This is a genomic window from Mucilaginibacter sp. SG564 (assembly GCF_013149275.1).
Taxonomy (GTDB): domain Bacteria; phylum Bacteroidota; class Bacteroidia; order Sphingobacteriales; family Sphingobacteriaceae; genus Mucilaginibacter.
Genome location: NZ_JABGNA010000002.1, coordinates 590,253 through 610,241 on the forward strand (window position 1 = coordinate 590,253; position 19,989 = coordinate 610,241).

The following is a 19,989-nucleotide window of genomic DNA, read 5'->3' on the forward strand; positions in this document are numbered from 1 at the left end:
AAAATAGGGTGTCATGCTGAGCCCGTCGAAGCATGGTGGGTAGGCCTCTGCGCTCAACCCTTCGACGGTGCCCAGGGTGACAGCCCCTCTTTAATATTATTTATTATGTCTAATCATGAGTTATTAAAAGGCTAACCCTATCCCGCCCTCTACTCTAAAGCCACTGTTGACAACCTCATTTAACTGGGTTTTATCAACCTGGCCATTATTTAGATAAAGCTCATCGATACCGGTGCCGGTTTGCCAGTTAAAGTACCCGGCCCCTGCATGTACGCTCAAGTTACGATATAGCGTATACACAAATTGCCCGCCCACATCGATACCATAACCGCTGGCATGGTGGCGGTAGCTAACCGGGTGTTGAAAGGTTTGGATCAGGTTCCAGTTGGCTTTACTGTTATAGTTAACCTGGTTGTAGATAACATCTGCGGCGAATTTTAAATTTTTGATGATGCGCACAGACGAGGTTACTTTTAAAAACGCTCCTTTCCAGTTGGGTTGGTAAGTGCTGTTCAGATCGGGGAAGTTCCCGGTGCGATCCAGCAAATGCAATGATTGCTTGCTCATGGTATACCCCACATAAGGTATCAGGCTAAAGCGCTCATTGTTGATGAGGATAAAACCCGCTCCTGTATTCCATAGGGAGGTATTCCCTTTATCGCCGTTAAAGGTTTCGTGATAGGTTGGGTTGGTACGGTTATCGGCTCCATAATCGGTATCAGTTACCGATCCTGATGATATAGATTGCCGGCTATAGCTGGCATATAGGGAAAAACGTTTCCACACGTTCCACAGTACATTGGCGGCTATATTTTGCCCGCCCAGGTGCTGCCATTTAAGCTCCGAATAAATATTGGGATTTTGACCGTTCAGATTACCGGCTATTGACCAGTGAAAGTTTTGCTGCTGATATCCTGTGCCCAGGGATACCTGCAATTTCTTTTCGATAGATTGGGCATAGATATGGGATATGCCCGTGGCAAGCGCTAAACAAAAACCTATAAATTTTTTCATCAGGTAGAATAAAAAAGCCTGCCTCTTAGAGAAGGCAGGCTAAATATAAAGATTAGGTTATTGATTTACACCAAAGGCTTCCCAGCCGGAGGCAGTTGCCCGGGTACAAGTCATAGGCTGAGTGCCGTTTTCGCTGGAAATGAATTTACCGTTATTTCCCCTAAACGTAACTTTGCCGTCTGCCGTAGCAACCCAGTCAAATTTTTCCCAGTCGCTGATGGTAGTCCGGTTACAGGTGATGGCTTGCAGACCGTTTTCTGAAGAAACATATTTGCCCTGGCTTTGCAACGCCACTTTGCCGCCACCGGCATCAACTACAGTAAAAGTTTCCCAGGCCGCAGCAGTCGGGCGGTTACAGTTCATAGCTTGTGTGCCGTTTTCGCCGCTTACATATTGGTTGTTAAAACCTTTAAGGGTGATGTTTTGACCAATTGGCGGATTTGACGGATTGCTGGTGCCCGAAAGATCATACACACGCACATAATCAACCTGCATGTTGCAGGGCAGGGCACTATCGTTAATGGTATTGCCAGGCAAATCGCCGCCGATGGCCAGGTTCAGGATAATAAAGAACGGATTGTGGAAAGCGCCTGTATTGTTAATATTGTTGGCAATATTGCCGGTTACATATAGGGTATTATCCACATACCAGCGGATAGAGTTGGTATCCCACTCTACAGCGTAGGTATGGAACCCGGTAGGACTGGTAGTAGTACTGCCGCCATATTGCGTATGCTGATTGCCACCGGCTACGGCCCAGTGCATGGTTCCCAGGATGGTGTTGGAGGTATTCACCTGCTCCATAATATCAATCTCACCACAGCTTGGCCATGGCGTACCGCTGCTGATGCTAGCGCCAAGCATCCAGAAAGCAGGCCAGGTACCCTGTACCGCAGGCAGCTTGATACTGGCCTCAATGCGGCCATAGGTTGGCTGAAATTTGCCAGCAGTGGTCAGCTTAGCCGAAGTATATGGCTGACCGCCTACGGTTTGCTTACGCGCGGTAATGGTAAGGAAACCGCCCCCTACAGTGGCATTGGCTGATTGATAATACTCCTTTTCGTTGTTCACACCAGGGTTACCGTTGTCGATGTTCCAGTTGGCAGTGTTTACGCTGGTGCCGTTAAACTCGTCAGACCAGATCAGCGTGCCGGCCCTGGGCGTGCTAACCTGTGTTGGGTCTGCCTGCGACGCCGCGGGCTTGTTCAGGTCTTTTTTACATGACGCGGTAAATACCAGGAGTGCCATTACTATAATGGCTCCTTTTGCAGAAATTAAAAATGATTTCATAATGTCGGTTTATGTTAATAATTAGGTGGTTGTACAAATGATAGTATGGCGATGGCTATGGTAAGCTGTATACACGCACATAATCAACCTGCATGGTACATGGCAGTGCGCCATCGTTAATGTTATTACCCGGCAAATCGCCGCCAACAGCCAGGTTCAGTATAATGAAAAATGGATTATGGAATGCCCCGGTATTGTTAATGTTATTGGTGATGTTGCCGGTTACATAATTAGTACCATCAACAAACCATTTTATACCGGTGCTGGTCCATTCCACGGCGTAGGTATGAAAACCGGTTACACTGGTGGTAGTGCTGCCGCCGTATTGCGTATGCTGATTGCCACCAGCTATAGCCCAGTGCATCGTTCCCAAAATGGTGCTCGAAGTATTCACCTGCTCCATAATATCAATCTCTCCGCAGCTTGGCCATGGGGTTCCGCTGTTGATGTTAGCGCCCAATGCCCAGAAAGCCGGCCAGGTACCTTGTACCGAAGGCAGTTTGATGCGGGCTTCGATACGGCCGTATTTTGGCTGATACTTACCCGCTGTGGTTAACTTGCCCGAAGTATAAGGCTGCCCTCCAACGCTCTGTTTACGCGCGGTAATATTCAGGAAACCTCCAGATACGCTAACGTTGGCCGGTTGGTAAAACTCCTTTTCGTTGTTTACACCCGGGTTACCGTTGATGATGTTCCAGTTGTTGGTATTTACGCTGGTACCATTGAAATCGTCAGACCAAAGCAGCGTGCCCGCCCGCGGGGTAGTTTCCTCTGTTTGATCGTTTTTTTGTTCGGCTGCTGGGCGATTAAGGTCCTTTTTACAAGATGCAGTGAGTGCCAGCAGAGCCATGGCTGCCACGGCTCCTTTAGCGATGTTTGAAAATGATTTCATAAGATAGGTGGTTAGTAGTTAATTGATTTATAATACTTTATTTATTGATTTATGCCAAAAGCCTCCCAGCCCGATGCCGTAGCGCGGGTGCAGGTCATAGCTTGTGTGCCGTTTTCGCTGGATATGAATTTGCTGTTGTTGCCGCGCAGGGTAACTTTTCCATCGGCGGTTGTTATCCAGTCAAATTTTTCGGTATCGGTAATGGAGGTACGGTTACAGGTAATGGCCTGCGTGCCGTTTTCTGAGGATACATATTTACCCATGCTGCGCAGCGCTATTTTACCGGCACCGGCATCAACTACGGTAAATGTTTCCCATGCAGATGCGGTTGGGCGGTTACAGTTCATGGCCTGTGTGCCGTTTTCACCGCTTACATATTGATTATTGAATCCTTTAAGCGTAACTGTAGAGCCTATCGGAGCGCCTGTTCCGGTACCTCCGGACGATTGCGTGCCCGACCATTTGAAGGTGGCTACCGCTCCCGCAGCCAGGCTGTAGGTAAATGATTCGGCGCCCCATTTTACTTTAAAGCTAACTGCAGATGAACCATTGTTTAAGGCGATAAGCACCTTGCTGCCATCTGAATTTTTGAAAGCCACGTTTTGGATACTGCCTGATAAATTTGAGGAGATACGAACAGCGCCCGGACGTACAAATCTTGCCGCATGGCCAATAATATAATAGCCCACATTACGGGTAATGGATGTGCCACTTACGGTAATACCACCCAGGCAGGTGCTGCAGCCGCCCGGTGTATGCGGATTGTTGTTAGGGTCAGCCGCCAGGTTCCATTCCAGTACGTTGCGGCTCCAGTTGCGGGTAGCACCAATGATAAGGGTATTTACGTGCCAGGAAAGGTCGCCGCCAAAATTGCTGGGGGCGCCAACCCATTGCTCGGTAAAATAAACGTTTTTGTTAGGATAGGCGTTATGCACATCGGTTAAAGCGCTGATGCTGCCTGAGTACAAATGGAAGGCAGAACCATCTACATAAGGATTGGCACCTGCATCGGCCAATACGGCTTCGGGATAGTCTATCCTGTCGGTATTATGATCATACGCGATGATCTTGGTATTCAAACCAGCGCCACGCAATTGAGGGCCCAGATTGTTTTTAATAAAGTTAGCCTGCTCGTTAGCCTGCATCACCATGCTTGGATTGTTGTAGGGGTTTAGCGGCTCATTTTGCGGGGTTATGGCATCAATAGTAATGCCTTGCGCCTGCATGGCTTGTATGTATTTTACAAAATAGCGGGCATAAGCATCATAGTATGCAGTATTTAAGCTACCGCCGGTATAGCCGTTATTGCCGGTTGTGTTCACCTTCATCCAGGTTGGGGCCGTCCAGGGGCATGCCAGTATCTTGATAGAAGGATTAATAGCCAGTATTTTTTTCAGGATAGGGATCAGGTCCTGGTTTTCCTGGCTGATGCTGAAGTTGTTCATGTTCACATCGCCCGAGGTTTGGTTATAGGTAAAATCGCTGGCGCTTAAGTCGGATGCGCCAATGCTGATACGTAGATAACTGATACCGATTTGTCCGTTGGCAGTGCCAAAAAGCTCATTCAGTACAGCTGATTGATTACCCCCAAGCCCATTAAGCAAACCCGCGCTGCCGCCTGTTAAAGTAAAGCCAAAGCCATCAATACCCTGGTAGGTGGTGTTTTCATCCACAGTTACCGTAGTGGCATTGGTGCCGGCATCGGCTGCGAAATTGAAGCTTGTTTGCGCCTCTAACTGTTTCGACCTGTCGGATGTCGTAACCCAGGCATTTACCACTTCATTAGCTGCACGTGATACGGTTTGCGTGTCCTGACCCGGCGTTACTGCTGCCGAAGCGCGGGAATCCTTTTTACAGGAATAAAATACCCCCGCGGATAGCAGGATAAATACCGCCAGCCATTTTAAATTGTAATTGATCTTCATAAATTGTTATTAGTTAATTGGTTAGTTTGTGCGTCAATCTCCACGTACGGTTCATCTGCAGCAGGCGCAAAACATCACGTGTGATTTAACCACAGCTTAAAATAGTTGAAATTTTAACCCGTGTATCAAATACACCAGCGTGGTTTGTTTTTCAGGAAGGCAGTATTATGTACGGTTTATAAATGTTGTAACAAATTTATATTATTTTAAACGTAATAAACAAGAAAAATAATCATAAATAACTGATTAATAATGCTTTATATTGAATTTAATACGCTTTAAGCGCAGGCGCATAAACTTTATAAAAGGGCCGCCTAACGTTACAGGGAGGGTTTTTGTAATTAAAATAATTAATTGTGATACGCTTATATCGCAATTAATTTTAAAGAAAAAAAATGGCGGGTTATTATGCTTGAAATGGCAGTAAAGGGCTAATAAACAGGATAATGGATCAATTGGCCGAATTGTCGATCACCAGTTTGCTCCAGCCTTTGTTACCCGCGTCTTTGATCTCTTTTTTGCGGGTTTCCATCACTTTTTTAATGCGCGAGCTGTAAGCCCAGCAGGTACTTTGGCGGATAGACAGGATCTCGGATAGCTTATGCGATGATATTTTTCCTTTGGTGGAGTACATTAAAAATATCATGTAAAAAGCTTTATTGATGGGAATACGCGTGTTTTGTAAAATGGTATAAGCTATTACCGATTCTTCATACCCGCATTTGGAGCAGCGGCGGCTGTAAGGCAAATGCCCGCTGCTATAATGGGTATTATTGCACTTACGGCAGGCATAGCCATTGGCCCATTTCAGATCGGACAGGAATTTGAAGCAGGTTTCCCTATCGGGGTATATCCGGCTGAATTCCTCAAAATCAACCTCGGCCGACATCACCCTGTCGTGCGTTACTTTCTCGATATCGTTATGCAGAATAATATTATCCTTTTCGAGCAAAATGTTCATCCTTGAAATTTCCTCGGCCTGTTGCTGCAGCAGCTCATTTACCGATCGAAGTTCTTCGTTTTGCTCGGCTATCATACTTGATTTTTCGATCAGCTCCTTGGTGCGCTCCTGTACCTGTTCTTCCAGGCGTTTGTTGAGGATATCTTTCAGCTCCTCGTTTTGCTTCATCTGCATAATGGTGCTGTGCTGGGCGTCGTCCTTTTCCTTTTTAAGGATCCGCACCTTATCGCCAATGGCAAAAGAGATAAACAGCATCTCCATAATAAAACAACCGCTCAGGCTGTAGTAATCAAACTCGGTAACGGGCAGCCACCACATATTAAGCGCTATGCAACTTTTGATGATAAAGCCGATGAGCAAAAAGCTGTAGCCAATTACAAAAAAACGAGCTGGCTTATACCCGTTAAGTAAGGTATAGCAACCGGCATAAAAGGCGAGCGACAATGGAATAAATTCAATGATCTTGTAATTGAACCAGCAATTATTGATAAAAAGACAGGCCGCAAAAAACAAACAGCGCCCCAATATCACCCAGCGGATCAGCTTGTTGAGGCGGGGGGCGTTCTCCTTTAAGTTGAGCAGTTTCAGGGTAAACAGCACCGCGAAAATACTGGCGGCAAACAGGGCTATACCATAGGCGTACTGGTTCCAGAAGGGTGCGTTTGGCCACATGTATTGATAGGCAATACCATCGGCACACATTTCATATAAACCTATACTGATATTGTAGGCTATGTAATACAGGTATTGTATTTGCCGCATGGCAATAAACATCATGAAATTGTACAGGCCGAATACCAGGATCATCCCATAAAAAACACCAAAAAAGAAATACTCATCCAGCGCGTAACTGATAAACCGGCTTACCGAACGCAATACAATGATGATGTTTACCGAATGATTTGATTTGATGCGCACATAATAAACCCCATCATTATTGGCATTGGGATTAAGGTTGAGCACCAGGTTTTTATGCTGATAGAACCGGGCCCCGAAGGGGTGCCTGCTACCCAACGATGCTACCTGGTAATTACCTTGAACATCGGGCGAATAAACGGTAATACTATCAATGGTTTGATCAAAAAACTCCAGTATCCAGTTGTTTTTGGTGCCCGGGTTTTTACCTATTTTAAGTTTGTACCAATAAGCGGAGCCAAAGTGCTTGGTAACCGGGGTGGGTTCGGTGTTAACCTTAAAATCGCCGGCGAGTGCACGGGTTTTTACCTCGTTAAAACTGAGCTTCCCGGTAGTATCTTCCAGGTATAATAGTTGTTTGTACTCAAATATATGTTGCTGAACTTTGTCGTTTATAGATACTGAATTTTGCGCATACGAGTTTACAATAAGGCACAAAAGAAGCGCCTGGGTTAAAAGAAGTGACCGCAATAAAAGTTTCAACATGCTCACAAGCAGGTAAGGGATCTTCTGTACCGGCAATGTGGTTATTACCGGTACGGAAGCTGTTTAGTTTTGGTTAGTGTCAGGCCGGATACAATTATAATAGTTTTCTTTTTATTATCCTATTAAAAGTATGTAAAACAGTTAATAAATAGGGTGTAAATAAGTATTATAGGGTTAATTTAGTCGTTTTTGCTTCAAAATGGCACTAAATAGCCATTGTTCATGGACTAACAGTGTATATTAGTATCTTTTATTGAACATTATGAATAAAAAGGGGCTCATATTTTTATCACTTGCCATCGTTTTGCTGCATGGCGTAGCGCTGGCGCAAAATATACGGGTGGCAGCCGCGGCCAATCTGCAATCGGTTATAACGGTTTTACAGCGGGATTTTAAACAACGGACCGGTATCGTAATCGAACCTATTGTGGGTTCATCCGGGAAGCTGGTAGCGCAGATCAGCAACGGAGCCCCATTTGATGTATTTCTTTCGGCAGATATGAGTTTTCCGGAAACTTTGTTTAAAAATGGCTTCGCCGAAAAAAAACCGGTGGTTTATGCCGCCGGGAGTTTGATCATCTGTAGTTCGCAAAATATCGGCTTTACCAATTGGGAGCGTTTATTGTTGAGCGCCCGCATAAAAAAAATAGCCATTGCCAACCCGGCCATAGCGCCTTATGGCAAAGCCGCCATCGAATTATTACAGCAGAAAGGCATTCTGGATAATGTGCAGCCCAAAATTGTTAATGGAGAAAGCATATCGCAGGTAAATACGTATATCACTACAGGGGTGGTTGATGTTGGCTTTACCTCGCAATCGCTTATTAAAGAAACGGGCAGCAAAACAAAGCTGTATTACCAGGTGATCGACCAAAAACAATATGAACCGATATTGCAGGGAATCGTGCTGTTAAAACATGGCGCCAATAATCCCAATGCCGAAAAATTTTACCAATATATATTAAGTCCTGCCGCAAAGCGGATTTTTACAGCATACGGCTACCAGCTTCCATAAAAACAATCAATTTTATATCAACTGATGGATCTTTCGCCCATTTGGCTAACACTAAAACTGGCCGGTATCACTACCCTGATACTGCTGTTGGTAGGCTTGCCCTTTGCCTGGTGGCTGTCCCGCGGGCGATCGTTGTTTAAGATCATCATCGAAGCTATTATTACTATGCCATTGGTGTTGCCCCCCTCGGTATTGGGATTTTATTTGCTGCTGGCTTTTAGTCCGCAGCATGGCATGGGCAAATGGCTGCAGGATGTGTTTAATGTGCAGTTTGTATTCTCGTTCCGGGGCCTGGTGCTGGCATCGGTTATTTATAGTATACCTTTTATGGTTGGCCCGGTAAAATCGGCGCTTCAGCAATTGCCTTCGGCCCTGGCCGAGGCTTCGTACACGCTGGGCAAAAGCGAATGGCAAACCTTCCGGTATGTATTGTTGCCCAATATCAAACCCTCGTTATTAACGGCCGCGGTACTTACTTTTGCCCATACCCTGGGCGAGTTTGGTGTAGTGCTGATGATAGGCGGCAACATCCCCGGCGTAACCCGGGTGGCCTCCATCGCCGTTTATGATGCTGTTGAACAGCGGGATTATGGCATGGCCAACAATTATTCGCTCATTTTATTTGCCATTACTTTTGTGTTGGTGATAGGCGTTTTTGTGTTTAATAAATACCAGGCCAAAAGTCCGCTCATATGATACATATAGCCGTCGAAAAAAAGCTAAAGGCCTATCATGGGCAACAGGTATTGAGGGTTAACCGGCAATTTGCTGCGGGCAGCACCACCAAAATATATGGCCCGTCGGGCTCGGGTAAAACTACATTCCTGAAAATTATAGCCGGATTGGTTACGCCCGAAAAAGGTATGGTGAAGGTTGATGCTGTATCCTGGTTTAATGCGGATGCCAGGATCAATCTGCCCCCTCAAAAAAGAAATACAGGCTTTGTTTTTCAGCAATATGCTCTGTTCCCGAACATGACGGTAAGGCAGCACCTGGAATACGCCACTACGGATGAAGCCTGGATAAAAAGATTACTGCTTTTGGGTAAACTGGATACACTGCAGGAGCACAAACCCGATTATCTATCCGGCGGGCAGCAGCAACGCCTGGCCATATTGCGCGCGCTGGCCACTAAGCCACAGATATTTTTAATGGATGAGCCCTTCTCGGCCCTGGATGCTAAAATGAAAACAGAATTGATTGCAGAACTGCAAATTCTGTTAAAAGAGCTGGGCACCACCACCCTCATCGTGAGCCATAACCCACAGGAGCTTGACGGATGGGCCGATGGGGAGCTGGTGTTTGAGTAAGAATACTATATATGTTGTCATCCTGAGGAACGAGGGATCTATTATTGAATATGCTAAGAGCAGAATAGATGCTTCACTCCGTTCAGCATGACAAGGAGGTTTGTAACTCAAGTAGAAAAAAAAGCAAAAAAGCGGGTTTACATATAAACCAGCTTTTTATCATATAAATGAATTTATATTGTTGATTATCAATAATATATAAACTTGTTAACCCAAAAAAGTGTAAACCATGTAAACCCACTTTTTGCCAGAAAAAGCATGCTTGCTGGCTTCCGCGCACGATCCTTCGACAAGCTCAGGCTGACAGGCCAGGCCTGATTTGCTAATCACTGCAAACAAAAAGAGGGGACATTAGCCCCCTCCTCTTCAAACAATAAACAAACTCACATTTTACTCTCAGTGTCTTTGCTCATTTTCTTTTTGCCCATTTTATCATTTGACATCTTATCCGTGCTCATTTTACCTTTCGACATTTTGTCTTTACTCATTTTGTCGGTCGACATCTTGTCCATTTTTTTGCCTTTTGACATCTTGTCCATCTTACCCATTTTGCCGGTATCGCTTACCGCAACTGTTGATAATTTTGACGGGGTTACTGTTTTGGCCTGTACGCTTAAGGTTAAACATACAGCTACTAAACCTGCGGCTAAAGCGCCTGAAATAATTGATTTCATACTTTGATTTTTTAAGTTTTAAATGTGTGGTTCGTTATTCATATTTACCCCTTAGTCGGGCCACAGATATAAACCTTACAAAGTATTTTAAGTATTATTCAGTTCTGTTTCAATCCGGTCCTGTAGCTCTTTTTTAAAGGTTTCATCAAGCACAAGGGATGATGCCTGCTGTTGGGTATCATGAAAAAGCTGCAGCACCATCTGGTGGATAACCTGGCTTTGTTTATTGTACAGCTTGCACATGGAGCAACCGGCCAGGTGTATGCGAAGTTCGATGGTTTCCCGGAAACTCAGGCTTTTGATCTGCCGCTTCTCGATGAGCAGGGTGGCTTGTTTACAGTTATATATTACTTTTTTTAAGTGATTCATGGTTAATGCTTTTAGATCCAGTTTTTTTGCAGGCAAGCCCGCAGGCTAAGCTTGGCCCGGTGAATAATAACCCAGAAGTTGGCCTGGGTAACCCGCATCTCGCTGCAGATAAATTCGGTAGAGGCATCGTCCATATGTTTCATGGTGAAAACCGACTTCCACAGGACGGGGAGTTTTTGCATACACAATTGCAGGATATGGTTAAACTCCTTTGCCCTCAGCGGTTCCTGATCTTCGATGCCAAAAGGCAGGGGCTGATGGGCCTCGGTCCAGTGACCGGTATCTTCCTCAAAAAAATCTTTTTGTTCTTCTTCTGCTTTTTTCTCGCTGATGTTGGCCAGCCCCGACGACTTTTTGCGGTAAACATCAATGATCTTATTTTTAAGGATGGCCGTAAGCCAGGTACGCTCGGTGCTTTTACCCTCAAAGCGGTCAACTTTTTCTAAAGCGGCCAGAAAGGTTTCCTGCACCAGGTCTTTTGCCTGCTCTTCATCATTAAGGCGCGACAGTGTGTACGCATACAGGTAATCGGCATGGGCATTTACCCAATTGCGCGGGTCAAGAGATTGTTTTTCAGTTACCATTAATAAAATTACACATAACATTTTAACCCTTAGTCGCTAATGCACATAAATGCTTACAAACCAATTTGCATTTTTTACGGAGCATGATATAACCACAGTTATTCGTTAAATTTACTTATATCCAATTGATCCTAAGTGCTTAGCCGACGTGTAACAGGAAAGTCGCTTTTAAATGAGGAGGCACCTACGGAGGCAGTACTTTTTGTATTTTATCTATAAACAGGTTACTCCTATGGAGTAGTGTTTGAGCTGTGATTCGTTAAGCTCCGGAGGAGTAACCTGTTTATAGAAGAAAAGATTGCTTTTAAGGGCTCCGGTAGGTGCCTCCTATTGACTATCTGTTAAATGCAATTTTCCTGTTATATAACTATATCAACGACCCGAAAGAAAAAATAAAATTTATTGTAAGGTTATCATAAGCAACCCGACTAAGCAGGAAAACGTATATCAAATCATAACGATATGAGATCAATCAAAATATTTGCCCTTGCAGCAGGTTTTATAACTGCGATAACGGTATCGGCGGCTTTTATTATCCCCAGGGATACCGCTCCGGCAAAAAATAAAATAATGGTCGCTGGCAAAGGCTTTGCCGTGATAGAGCTTTTTACCTCTGAGGGCTGCTCCAGCTGCCCGCCTGCCGATGAGCTGGTAGCCCGGATGCAAAAAGAAGATAAGGACAAGCCCGTTTACATACTGGCATTTCATGTAGATTATTGGAACCGCCTGGGCTGGAAAGATGTTTTTAGCAGCGCCGAATACTCCAAACGCCAAAATCAATATGCCAACTGGTTAAACCTGCAATCGGTTTATACGCCGCAAATTGTGGTGAATGGCAAAAAGGAATTTGTAGGTTCGGAAGAAGGAACTTTGCGTAATGCCATAACTACGGCCTTGCGAGGTAATCCCGCAACAACTTTAACCCTTAATACACAAAAAGGACAGGATCACATTGTGGTCCAATACCGGGTAAGCAATGCCGAAAAAAACAGCGATCTGCTTTTGGCCCTGGTGCAAAAAGCAGCGCAAACCAAAGTTCAGCGGGGAGAAAATGGTGGGCGTACCTTGTCGCATGTTCAAATTGTGCATAAAATACAAAGTCAGCCTCTAAATACAGGCGGCAATGGTAATACAACTATTACTTTACCCCAGGGAATAAATACACAGGACTGGGAAGTAATTGGCCTGGTACAAAACAAAACCAACGGCGAAATACTGGCTGCAGCAAAGGCCAATCTGACAACAACGGCCAGTACCGGCAAGTAAGGCAAAAAAATCACTAATTCACTAAATCAATAATTCACTAATTGCCTCCGATGAAAGTTATCAAAGAGAAACACCCATTAGTAATGCGCTGGACGCATTGGGTAAACTTCCCGATACTCGCTATAATGATATGGAGCGGGATGCTTATCTATTGGGCTAATGATGAGTATAGGATAACGCTGTTCGGGCATACGTTCTTTAGCTTTTTTCCGGATTGGTTTTATAATGCTCTGCATATCCCCCACCGCCTTTCCGAAGGGATGGCCTTCCACTTTTTGTTTATGTGGTTTTTTACGCTGAACGGCATTTTTTATGTGCTCTACACCATCCTATCGGGCGAATGGCGTGAGCTGCTGCCCCAGAAGAAATCGTTCAAAGAGGCCTGGCTGGTATTGCTGCACGATTTGCATATCCGCAAAATGGCGCCGCCTCAAAACAAATACAACGCGGCACAGCGCATTGCCTATACCGCCATTATTGTGATGGGAATTGGCTCGGTGATAACTGGCCTGGCTATTTATAAGCCGGTGCAGTTTTATTACCTCACCTGGCTTTGCGGCGGTTATCATTTTGCCCGCATCCTGCATTTTGCGTTAACCATTGGCTATGTGCTTTTCTTTGTGATCCATGTGGTACAGGTGATGCTGGCCGGGTGGAACAACTTCCGTTCGGTGATCTCGGGTTTTGAAGTAGTGAACGAAGCCCCCAAACATATTATTGACATTACACCCCCACCTCCAAGTGATGAAAAAAATATTCAGTAAAAAGCAGAAGGCGCCTAAAAAGCCGCTTACCATAGAGCAAAAGATATCGAGGCGAAACTTCCTGTCGTTCGGTACTTTTATTGTGGCCGGGAGTGTGGCTTATGGCGGCTGGAAATGGCTGTACAACTCGCCCGAAGAAGCCCGTACCGTAACCGCCGGCGCCCGTGCGCCCTTACGCAGGGCATTGAACAAAACAGAGCTGGCTTTTCGCCGGGTGTTTAGCAATAATAACCTCGTTAAAACCTATCCTAAAGAAATGGCGGCCAAAAATGTGCGCCATAACAGCGACATCGGCTCCGAAGGGAAAATAGATATTGATGCCTGGAAACTACAGGTAAAAAAGCATAGCGGCGAGGTATTACAGATCTCGCTGGATGATATTAAGGCGCTGCCCAAAACAGATATTGTGTATGATTTTAAATGCGTGGAAGGCTGGGATCAGATCTCGCACTGGGGCGGCGTAAAGTTCATCGATTTTATCAATCATTATAAGCTGGATGCCGAAACGCAATTGCAGTATGTGGGCCTGGCCACTCCGGATGAGGAGTATTATGTGGGGATAGATATGCCCAGCGCCATGCATCCGCAAACGCTGCTGGCTTATGAGGTGAATGAAGGTCCGCTGCCGCCAAAGCACGGGGCTCCTTTGCGGTTGATCATCCCGGTTAAATATGGTATTAAAAACCTGAAACGGATAGGTACCATAAGTTTTAGCGATAATCGTCCGCCGGATTATTGGGCTGAGCAGGGGTATGATTATTATTCGGGGTTATAGTGAGTGAAACCTTTTTTTCTGAATTTGTCATCCTGAGGAACGAAGGATCTATTCTTCAGCAGGCATGGCGTATACCCGCTCATGGCCACGGGAGGGCCTAGTTACGTTTTTCGTTGTGGTTTGTTTTTTTAAGGTACTCAAGAAGGCTTCGCCGTATGTCGCCACAAAAGTAACCAGACCGAGCGTAGCGAGATAATGAGGACCGATAAAAATAAATAACTGCGAATAACGGCTGTCAGCAGAAATGCTTCTTTGCCGCACAAGGCCTTTGCCCTGTAAAACGGGCATAACCATCCCGATAGCTATCGGGACCAAACCTTACCTCCACTGCGTTCGCTCATTACCCACGCTTCAGGTAAGGTTCGCTATGCCCTTACAGCCGCACCGGGCCACCATTGTTCTGCCCGCTTTCATCCGAAGCTTATCTGCTGACTAAGAAATAAAAGAAATCCCGGTAATCCTAAAATCCAATAAACGGCGCAGCCCTCAACGGAGTTAATCATGGTTCAGACAAAAGCTTATCTGCTGACGGGGAAGAAGGGGAATCTGTTTGTCATGCTGAACGGAGTGAAGCATCTATTAAACGATATGCCTATTTAAGAATAGATCCTTCGTTCCTCAGGATGACTAGTTAATTTAATTGAGTAGTGAAGAAATCATGTAAATCCTTTGATCCTATAAACGGCGTAGCCCTCAACGGAGTTAATCAGGGTTCAGAAAATTCAATAATTCACTAAATCACTAATTCAATAATTAAAAATCATTTGCATATTGCAGGTATGCCGGCTGTTCAATTGCCTATATCAAAACAACTTGCTTATGCCTGTGGTATGATAGGCTGGAGCATCATGACCAATATTATTATTGTGATGCTGCCCTATTTTTATTTGCCTCCGTCCAGCGCCGGACTGATACCCCTGGTGCCGCAGCTGCTGGTGTTTGGGGTATTCAATATCATGTCGCTCATTGCGGCTTCGGGCAGGTTTGTGGATGCCCTGTTTGATCCTTTTATAGCCTCGCTGAGCGATAAGAGCGGAAATAAACAGGGTCGGCGTATTCCTTTTATGAAATGGGCGGTTGTGCCCGCGGTACTTTTTTGCTCGCTTACCTTTTATCCGCCCGTTAGGGGCGAAAGCATCAGCAATGCCGTATGGCTTACCTTTATGCTTATCGGCTTTTTTATGGGGGTTACCTCCTATATAATTCCGTACAATGCGCTGCTGCCTGAGCTGGCCCATACCAGTGCCCAAAAGGTAAAGCTATCCTCTTTGCAGCAGTTTGGTTTTGTGGTGGGTATTGTGATATCAGCCCTGGTTAATAACTTCGCCGATCTGGTACAGCGTACCCTGCATACGCCTAACCGCGATGCCGCGGTGCAATACACCATATTGGGATTGTGTGTTTTTGCCGGCCTGGCGATGCTGGTGCCGGTTTTGACCATTGATGAAAAAAAGTATTCGAGAAGTGTGCCTACGCACCTGCCCCTGCTTTCGGCCATTCGTTTAACTTTCAGCAGCCGGAATTTTAAATATTATCTCATTTCCGATTTTTCGTACTATATGGCGCTTAGTATCATATCAAGCGGGCTGCTTTTTTTTGTCACCGTGTTGCTGCACCTGCCCGAATCTATGGGTGGCGTACTGATGGGTGCCATGGTGCTTTTTTCATTAGTGTTTTATCCGCTGATCAATTACCTGTCGAAAAAGATTGGTAAAAAACCGATCATGCTGTTTTCGTTTGGCTTGCTGAGCCTCATTTTTGTGGCTATATTTTTCCTGGGGAAGCTCCCGTTATCGCCCACAGCGCAGGTTTATATACTGGTGTTAAGCACCTCGTTCCCACTGGCTTCGTTAGGGATATTACCCAACGCCATATTGGCCGAAATTGCGGAGAACGATGCCAAAGAAACAGGCGAAAACAGCGAAGGGATGTTCTTCGCGGTGAAATATCTTTTTGTAAAGCTGGGGCAAACATTGGGTATTGCGCTTTTTGCCTTTTTAACCGTTTACGGTAAAGATCCCGGGCACGATTATGGCCTGCGGCTCAACGGTATTTGTGGTTGTGTACTTTGTTTGCTGGCACTGATTTTTTTTAGCCGTTTTCGCGAGCGCAGGGTAAATTGAAAATGGCGGATATTTCTCTTTTTATTATCTTTAGAGCGCTTCAGGGCTAACTATCTGCAATGAAAACAAATTTTAAACCGGTTTTTACAATCCTGCTTTTTTTATGTGCTATACTCATGGCATCGGGCTGCTACCGGGCCGGGGCTAAAAAACAAGATGCAGGAGCAGATACTGCTGGTCGCAGACTATCGGTAAAAGCTATGCACGATGACCTGGGGATATTGTGGTCGGTTATTGAAGAGATGCACCCGGCCTATGGGGTTTTTACCTCACGGGATAGCATGCGCTTGATTTATAACCAGGTTGTGGCCTCTATCAATCAGCCCTTATCTGCACCCGATTTTATAGCCCATGTTTATCCCTTTATCAGTAATGTGCGTTGCGGGCATACGCAGGTAAGGCTCCCGGTTGGGTATAAACCATCTGGCCCAAATCCGCCGCACCTGCCGTTTGAAGTATTGGTGAAAAACCACCACGCCTGGATCACCACGCATTATACCCATAAATTAGCAACCGGCGACGAGATCATCAGCATGAACAATACACCCGTTGCCGCCATTGTTGATCATGGTTATGATTTGTATGCCGGCGATGGTTATAACGAAACTTTTAAAGAGGTTTTTTTGAGCGAATACGGTGGCTTTGAGGATGCCTGCAATAAATATTATCATTGGCAGCCCCCTTACCGGCTTACGCTGCGTAATAAACAGGGGCAGCTAAAAACGGTTATATTAGATGCCCTTACCCCGGGTGCTGCAGAAAATGCTTCGGAAACAAAAGCCAACAACCTTGCTGCATGGACAGCGGCAAAAGGTACAGGGCATTTAGCGCTCCGTTTTTTAAAAAACAGCTCAACCGCCTGGTTTGTGACCCAGCCTTATCAGTATGTGGATACCAATATTTATAAAGAGGCTTTTAAACAGATCCGTGAGCGAAAGATTAAAAACCTGATACTGGATATGCGGCACAATACCGGCGGAGATATTCGCGTGGCCATCCGTTTGTTATCCTTCCTGGCTGATAATTCTTTTTATATTGTAAAGGATGTAAAGGCCCGTATCCCCAACCCGGCTGTGAGCAGGTTTGAGCGGTATTTTGATACTGCCCGCACATCAAGCTTTAACGAAGGTTTTGAGCCGGGCCCCGAGGATGGCACCTATTACCACATTAAATTTAAACCCACGGCCTGGGGGCAGCTGTACGGGAAACTACCCTTATTCAAATCCGATCATTATACTGGCAAATTGTATGTTTTGATTGATGGCGCCACCTTTTCATCGGCAGCCTTGTTTACGGCGGCCTTGAGAGCCCAGCGTAAAAATGTAGTGTTTATTGGCCGCGAAACCGCCGGTAATGAGCAGGCATGCAGCGGTGGCACTATTCAGCACTTAACTTTGCCCAATACCCGTGTTATTGTTGATTTTCCGTGGATGCGCTTTGTATCGGCTGCCAGGAGCTATTCGTTTGGACGAGGCATTATGCCTGATTATCCGGTGGAATACAGCCCGCAGGATATCGTCAATAACACAGATCCCGACCTGAAAAAGGCCTTAAGCCTGATACGCTAATTCCTGCTGTTTAAGCAGGGGCCTTGGTTTGCCCTGCTGTGCCTCTGCCGCGCAGGCAAACAGGAAAGATACTGCCAATGCTATCAGCAGCCCTTTTATCATATTGATATCGATCTTCATTTTCCTATTGTTTAAAATCCACGCAGGAGAAGCGACCGGGTATAATAAAAGAAAACCATCGCTTTATATATAAAACGATGGTTTGTGCACAATGTGCTATTGTAACAGTATTTTTAAACTAAGTTCTTTTTGATGTAGCTTATGCTTTGCGCGATGCTATCGAAAGGATCGCCGGGGCAAACATCCTGCTCTACAAAAAAGTATTTTAAGCCCGCTTTATTGGCCTGGGTAAATATCTTTTTAAAGTCGATGATGCCATTGCCTACCTCGGTAAATTTGCGCTCAGGAGTTTTATCCAGATCTTTTACGTGCCACAGCGGGAAACGGCCCGGGTGCTTATCAATTAAAGCGATAGGATCCTGGTTGGCCTTGGTTAACCAGTACAGGTCTATTTCAAATTTCACCAGGTTTTTATCGGTAGCCTCTAAAAGGATCTCGTATGGATATTTGCCATTTTCCTGTATAAATTCAAAATCGTGGTTATGGTAGCAAAGTTGTATGCCCGCTTTTTTGCACACCTCGCCCGCTTTGTTAAAATCTTCGGCTATTTTTTTATAGTGGTCCAGGTTGCCGCGCTCGGGTGTTGATAAATAGGCGCATACCATGTATTTTACGCCAACCTCGGCCGCATCGGACACTGCTTTTTCCCAATCATTCAGGATGGTGCCTTTTTGTGATGCGCCGTTCACCTGCTCTTCGCCCAAACGGTAATGCGCGCTTGGCATGATCAGTCCGTTTTGTTTTAAAAGTGCCTTGAAGGCTTTGGCATCCATGCCGTAAAATAACTCGTTGCCGGTATAGGTGGCACCTTCAACAGAGGTATAGCCAACCTTGGCAACCTTGGCCAGCGCCGCCGCCGGGTCTTTTGCCATGGCATCGCGCACAGTATATAATTGCAGGCCGATATATTTTTTATCGTAAGCAAACAGGTTTGGAGCCGCTAAAAGTCCGGCCGAAAGTAATGCCGAAGTTTTGAGAAATGAACGTCTGGTGGTTATCATCGATTTACTTTTAATTGGTTAATGTAAATATAGTGTATTATGAACACTAAAAGCAAGCGATTATTATCTCATCGCTATCAATTAAATCTGCGAAGCCGCTGTTGGCTGTAACAATGTTGATGTAATATGCGATACCAATTTGGCATCGGAATAATCGGGAATACTGCTTACCTTTTTCCATTCCGGGTCGGATCCAAAAGCTTTCCAATGCGCGGCCTTGGCATCCAGATCGTCAAAAGTGATCATGTAAATAAGGTTGGGGCGATGATCGCCAATGATGGTTTCACCAAAAAATACGGGGGCAAAACCCAGCTTTTTAAAAATATCAATCTCGCCGGCATCGTTAAACATTTCCAGTTTCTTTTTGCCCGCACTTTCGGTGGCGTGCTCGTAACGACGAAGCTCAAAAATGCGCTGTCCTTTTTTGGTCACCTCCATTTTAGGCATGTGCGCAAAGGCTTTTAATAAGGAGCTTTCAATCCGCTCATACGCAGGCTCGCTGGCAGGGGCAGTTAAATAAGGGGCTCCTTTTTCCAGGTAAACCGGGTCGAGGTTTAGTTTTTCCTGTACGGCCAAAAAATCGGCCAGGTTATCAAAAGGGATCAACGCGTAAATTTTGGTTTGCCCTTCGGGTTTCAGCTCGCTGAATACGCCGATATGTTTGCACCCCAATTTGTTGAGGGCTGGGATGGCTGCATTTTGAAAATAATCCTCTACCATTTTTTGCTGCGCCTGGTTTTTTAAAATATAGGTGCGCAGCTCGTAAAATTCGGTTTCACTTTTTGCTTTAGTTATGGCTGCCATACTGCTTTGGGTTGATATACCGGCTGCCGCGGCTGTTAAAGCCGAGGCTTTCAGAAATGAACGTCGTTTCATGGGTTAGATGGTTAATAAAATAAAGGTAGCAAGATAAAGGGAAAAGGATAATAAAGAATGT

General features: G+C 45.3%; 19 protein-coding genes. 8 read left to right on the top strand and 11 right to left on the bottom strand.

The annotated features are described in order from the left end of the window. Positions 1-123: 123 nt before the first annotated feature. From FHW89_RS07150 to FHW89_RS07170, 5 genes are all read right to left on the bottom strand, one after another. Entirely contained in the window at positions 124-1,014 is an 891-nt protein-coding gene (locus FHW89_RS07150) for a hypothetical protein (protein ID WP_172334327.1), read from the bottom strand. Between the two features lie 57 nt (positions 1,015-1,071). After that, positions 1,072-2,304, bottom strand: coding sequence for a family 16 glycosylhydrolase (locus tag FHW89_RS07155; RefSeq protein WP_172334328.1), 1,233 nt, complete (start codon positions 2,302-2,304; stop codon positions 1,072-1,074). 55 nt (positions 2,305-2,359) lie between these two features. Next, positions 2,360-3,196: a family 16 glycosylhydrolase gene (locus tag FHW89_RS07160; protein WP_172334329.1), complete on the bottom strand. Its 837-nt coding sequence runs from the start codon at positions 3,194-3,196 to the stop codon at positions 2,360-2,362. 41 nt (positions 3,197-3,237) lie between these two features. Then, the gene (locus tag FHW89_RS07165; RefSeq protein ID WP_172334330.1) at positions 3,238-5,121 is read right to left on the bottom strand and encodes a glycoside hydrolase family 30 beta sandwich domain-containing protein; all 1,884 of its coding nucleotides are present in this window, start codon (positions 5,119-5,121) and stop codon (positions 3,238-3,240) included. 451 nt (positions 5,122-5,572) lie between these two features. Then, complete coding sequence (locus FHW89_RS07170) at positions 5,573-7,483, bottom strand: 7TM diverse intracellular signaling domain-containing protein (protein WP_172334331.1); 1,911 nt, start codon at positions 7,481-7,483, stop codon at positions 5,573-5,575. Between the two features lie 262 nt (positions 7,484-7,745). Between FHW89_RS07170 and modA the strand changes: the two genes are divergently transcribed. From modA to FHW89_RS07185, 3 genes are read left to right on the top strand one after another with little or no spacing between them, the layout of a single operon-like run. Continuing rightward, positions 7,746-8,498 carry a molybdate ABC transporter substrate-binding protein gene (gene modA, locus FHW89_RS07175; protein WP_172334332.1) on the top strand — a complete coding sequence of 251 codons (753 nt, stop codon included), beginning with the start codon at positions 7,746-7,748 and terminating at the stop codon, positions 8,496-8,498. Between the two features lie 24 nt (positions 8,499-8,522). Continuing rightward, a complete protein-coding gene (gene modB / locus FHW89_RS07180) occupies positions 8,523-9,194 on the top strand; it encodes a molybdate ABC transporter permease subunit (protein WP_172334333.1) in 672 nt (223 codons plus the stop codon). Then, positions 9,191-9,808 carry an ATP-binding cassette domain-containing protein gene (locus FHW89_RS07185; RefSeq protein ID WP_172334334.1) on the top strand — a complete coding sequence of 206 codons (618 nt, stop codon included), beginning with the start codon at positions 9,191-9,193 and terminating at the stop codon, positions 9,806-9,808. The genes modB and FHW89_RS07185 overlap by 4 nt, the downstream gene beginning before the upstream one ends. 383 nt (positions 9,809-10,191) lie before the next feature. Here the strand turns inward: FHW89_RS07185 and FHW89_RS07190 are convergent, their stop codons facing one another. The 3 genes from FHW89_RS07190 to FHW89_RS07200 all read right to left on the bottom strand — a co-directional run bounded on the left by FHW89_RS07190 (position 10,192) and on the right by FHW89_RS07200 (position 11,435). Beyond that, a complete protein-coding gene (locus tag FHW89_RS07190) occupies positions 10,192-10,482 on the bottom strand; it encodes a pentapeptide MXKDX repeat protein (RefSeq protein WP_172333838.1) in 291 nt (96 codons plus the stop codon). Positions 10,483-10,569: 87 nt separating this feature from the next. Beyond that, complete coding sequence (locus FHW89_RS07195; RefSeq protein ID WP_172334335.1) at positions 10,570-10,851, bottom strand: hypothetical protein; 282 nt, start codon at positions 10,849-10,851, stop codon at positions 10,570-10,572. Positions 10,852-10,862: 11 nt separating this feature from the next. Further along, positions 10,863-11,435 (bottom strand): sigma-70 family RNA polymerase sigma factor, encoded by a 573-nt coding sequence (locus FHW89_RS07200; protein WP_172334336.1) that lies wholly within the window; start codon positions 11,433-11,435, stop codon positions 10,863-10,865. A gap of 462 nt (positions 11,436-11,897) precedes the next feature. Here FHW89_RS07200 and FHW89_RS07205 point away from each other — a divergent pair, with 462 nt between their 5' ends. The 5 genes from FHW89_RS07205 (at position 11,898) to FHW89_RS07225 (ending at position 17,931) form a co-directional block, all read left to right on the top strand. After that, the gene (locus tag FHW89_RS07205) at positions 11,898-12,701 is read left to right on the top strand and encodes a thioredoxin family protein (protein WP_172334337.1); all 804 of its coding nucleotides are present in this window, start codon (positions 11,898-11,900) and stop codon (positions 12,699-12,701) included. A 50-nt stretch (positions 12,702-12,751) separates the two neighbouring features. After that, positions 12,752-13,465 carry a cytochrome b/b6 domain-containing protein gene (locus tag FHW89_RS07210; RefSeq protein WP_172334338.1) on the top strand — a complete coding sequence of 238 codons (714 nt, stop codon included), beginning with the start codon at positions 12,752-12,754 and terminating at the stop codon, positions 13,463-13,465. After that, positions 13,446-14,240, top strand: a complete 795-nt coding sequence (locus FHW89_RS07215) for a molybdopterin-dependent oxidoreductase (RefSeq protein ID WP_172334339.1) — start codon at positions 13,446-13,448, stop codon at positions 14,238-14,240. The genes FHW89_RS07210 and FHW89_RS07215 overlap by 20 nt, the downstream gene beginning before the upstream one ends. Before the next feature lie 779 nt (positions 14,241-15,019). Further along, positions 15,020-16,363, top strand: a complete 1,344-nt coding sequence (locus tag FHW89_RS07220) for an MFS transporter (protein WP_172334340.1) — start codon at positions 15,020-15,022, stop codon at positions 16,361-16,363. A 59-nt stretch (positions 16,364-16,422) separates the two neighbouring features. After that, positions 16,423-17,931, top strand: coding sequence for a S41 family peptidase (locus FHW89_RS07225; protein WP_172334341.1), 1,509 nt, complete (start codon positions 16,423-16,425; stop codon positions 17,929-17,931). On the opposite strand, the gene FHW89_RS07230 is transcribed toward FHW89_RS07225, so the two are convergent. The 3 genes from FHW89_RS07230 to FHW89_RS07240 form a co-directional block, all read right to left on the bottom strand. After that, positions 17,914-18,051 carry a hypothetical protein gene (locus FHW89_RS07230; protein WP_172334342.1) on the bottom strand — a complete coding sequence of 46 codons (138 nt, stop codon included), beginning with the start codon at positions 18,049-18,051 and terminating at the stop codon, positions 17,914-17,916. The genes FHW89_RS07225 and FHW89_RS07230 overlap by 18 nt on opposite strands. 113 nt (positions 18,052-18,164) lie before the next feature. Next, positions 18,165-19,052 carry a sugar phosphate isomerase/epimerase gene (locus FHW89_RS07235; RefSeq protein WP_172334343.1) on the bottom strand — a complete coding sequence of 296 codons (888 nt, stop codon included), beginning with the start codon at positions 19,050-19,052 and terminating at the stop codon, positions 18,165-18,167. Between the two features lie 81 nt (positions 19,053-19,133). Next, positions 19,134-19,928, bottom strand: a complete 795-nt coding sequence (locus FHW89_RS07240; RefSeq protein ID WP_172334344.1) for an NIPSNAP family protein — start codon at positions 19,926-19,928, stop codon at positions 19,134-19,136. Positions 19,929-19,989 lie beyond the last annotated feature (61 nt).